Genomic DNA, 1,977 nt, shown 5'->3' on the forward strand with positions numbered 1-1,977 from the left:
GACATCGTCGAGACCGGCAACGATAGTTGGCGATTCAAGAACCGCGCCTGAACGCCCCCTCAACACACCTCACAAGAGGGTCCCTTTTGCGTGCCGATCTGGGGTCCCAATTCAGTGCCGATTGACACGGCATAGGCAAGCTTGTTGCCGGGACGGCCCAGGGCGCTGTGCAGCATGCCCTCGTCCTTGACGCCCTGGATCCCGCCATACTCCCGCAGGGCCTGGTCGTGCAGGAACAGCACGACATCGGCCTCCAGGAACTCCGGGTCGCTCAACGCCTGGCGAGTTCCTGCAGCGCGTCGGCCTGCTCGCGCAGGACCTCACGGGCCAGCTGCATCTGCCGCTCGAGCTTCAGGTTGCGCTTCACCAGCTTTACCCCATCCGCCAGTTCCACCAGGGTCAGGTCCTGGCCGACCTCCAGCCCCATGCGGATCCTGGTCTCGGCCGGGAACGTCACCCCGACCGAGTTGCCCTGCCGGCGCAGTGTCACCGTGGTCATGATGTGCCCCGTTTCGTCTTACGTTCGGTAAGACTAGGGCTTGTGCTCCGTCTCCTCAAGGGTCATCGGCGCCTGCGGACCGTGTATGCCGCGATCATGGCCCTCCCAGGGGCACCCGATGTCCACGCCTTCACCCTTCCCGTTCCATCGAGAGCGGGCAGCAGGCCTTGGCGGTGACACTGGCCAGCCGGCTCAGCCGCAGCGCCGTGACGCTGCTGCCCGGCACCGCCGCGGCGATGTGCCGCAGCACCGGGATCCTGCCCAGCACCTGCTCGCTCACCGCCTGCGCCACCAGGTCGGCTCCCGACACGCCGGCCACCGTCCACACCGCCCGCCGGGCAAGGTCTCCTCCGCCGCCAGCAGCATCGGCACGGTCGAAGGAGCGGGGGGAGTCACCGCTTCCCTCTCCCCTGCCCCATCCGGTAGATATTGCGCTAGTTCAGGGGCAGCGTGGCGCCTACCGCGCCCAACACGCTGTGCAGCAACGCGGCGGATGGAAGGCCCGGCGGTCGGCGGCCGAAACCATAATTTTCAGGTGAGGCTACAAGCCACCTTCACCAGCCGCGTCCTCTACCAGTGTCAAAAGCGCCGTAGCTTGGCCGGGCTGGCACCAAGCCCCTGGCCGCTAACCTCCCCAAGCCCGTGCGCAACCAGTTGAAGCTGCTGGCCGCCGAGCTGAGCCGCACCATACCATAGCCTGTGCCGAGGCCCTGAACGGCCTGTTCGAGCGGTACGGCAAGCCGCCGATCACGCTGGCGGATGCGATGAAGCTGACAGCAAACCGTCGTCAGACAGATGACAGCCGCCAGACTGACAACAGTCAGCCAATAGAAAACAGTGTGACAACTGTTGGCTATTGACAAACTGACGACAGTTTGAGATCCCCCCGGAGGGGAGACATCTAATCGGGGGAATCATTCGATGCCGACCATATCTCTTGCCAGCTCCAAAGGTGGCGCTGGCAAGTCCACGACGGCCGTCGTTCTGGCGACCGAACTCGCCGCGCGGGGCGCGACCGTCACTCTCATTGATGCCGACCCAAACCAGCCGGTCGTCCGATGGAGCCGGAAAGCCGGGAAGCCGGAAGGTGTCACCGTCATCGGTGACGTCACCGAGGAAACGGTGTCGGAGGTGATTGATGAGGCTGCCGGCCAGACGCAATTCGTCATTGTTGACCTGGAAGGCACGGCGTCCGTCATGGTCGCCTATGCCATGAGCCGGTCGGATCTGGTCATCATACCGATGCAGGGGTCAGAGCTCGACGGCGTCGAGGCGGCCAAGGTGATCGGCTTCATCAGGCGGCAGGAGAAGGCCTACAAGCTGTCGATCCCGTACGCCGTCTTGTTCACTAAGACCCCGTTTCATAACGGCTGAGCCAGACGCCGGACGAGGATCATGGCGGCGGCGAGGGTGAAGAAGGCGACGGCGGAACCGACGGTGGCCTCGTGATCGCGAGCGAGGCGTCGGCAGCGGCCGAA

The 1,977-nt window shown here is 64.8% G+C and carries 4 protein-coding genes and 1 pseudogene; 1 reads left to right on the forward strand and 4 read right to left on the reverse strand.

Annotated elements, in window-relative coordinates; genetic code table 11:
- Positions 1–59: 59 nt before the first annotated feature.
- From ROTAS13_RS23720 to ROTAS13_RS23730, 3 genes are all read right to left on the reverse strand, one after another.
- Positions 60–275 carry a hypothetical protein gene (locus ROTAS13_RS23720; RefSeq protein WP_075823596.1) on the reverse strand — a complete coding sequence of 72 codons (216 nt, stop codon included), beginning with the start codon at positions 273–275 and terminating at the stop codon, positions 60–62.
- Positions 272–499, reverse strand: coding sequence for an AbrB/MazE/SpoVT family DNA-binding domain-containing protein (locus tag ROTAS13_RS23725; protein WP_019463481.1), 228 nt, complete (start codon positions 497–499; stop codon positions 272–274). Before ROTAS13_RS23725 ends, ROTAS13_RS23720 begins: the two co-directional genes overlap by 4 nt.
- Positions 500–629: 130 nt before the next feature.
- A complete protein-coding gene (locus ROTAS13_RS23730) occupies positions 630–809 on the reverse strand; it encodes a hypothetical protein (protein ID WP_139323544.1) in 180 nt (59 codons plus the stop codon).
- Between the two features lie 611 nt (positions 810–1,420).
- On the opposite strand from ROTAS13_RS23730, the gene ROTAS13_RS23735 reads away from it, so the two are divergent.
- On the forward strand, positions 1,421–1,873 hold the full coding sequence (locus tag ROTAS13_RS23735) for a ParA family protein (RefSeq protein ID WP_075823598.1): 453 nt from the start codon (positions 1,421–1,423) through the stop codon (positions 1,871–1,873).
- Here ROTAS13_RS23735 and ROTAS13_RS26715 read toward each other — a convergent pair.
- Positions 1,861–1,977: pseudogene (locus tag ROTAS13_RS26715) on the reverse strand (IS5/IS1182 family transposase); the annotation flags it as partial. The gene ROTAS13_RS23735 and the pseudogene ROTAS13_RS26715 overlap by 13 nt on opposite strands.

The sequence above is a fragment of the Roseomonas sp. TAS13 genome (genome assembly GCF_001950415.1).
GTDB lineage: Bacteria > Pseudomonadota > Alphaproteobacteria > Acetobacterales > Acetobacteraceae > Roseomonas > Roseomonas mucosa.

Bases quoted from the DNA above. Each gene is read 5' to 3' on its own strand.
- ROTAS13_RS23725 (WP_019463481.1), bottom strand. From the start codon at position 499: ATGACCACGGTGACACTGCGCCGGCAGGGCAACTCGGTCGGGGTGACG.
- ROTAS13_RS23735 (WP_075823598.1), top strand. From the start codon at position 1,421: ATGCCGACCATATCTCTTGCCAGCTCCAAAGGTGGCGCTGGCAAGTCC.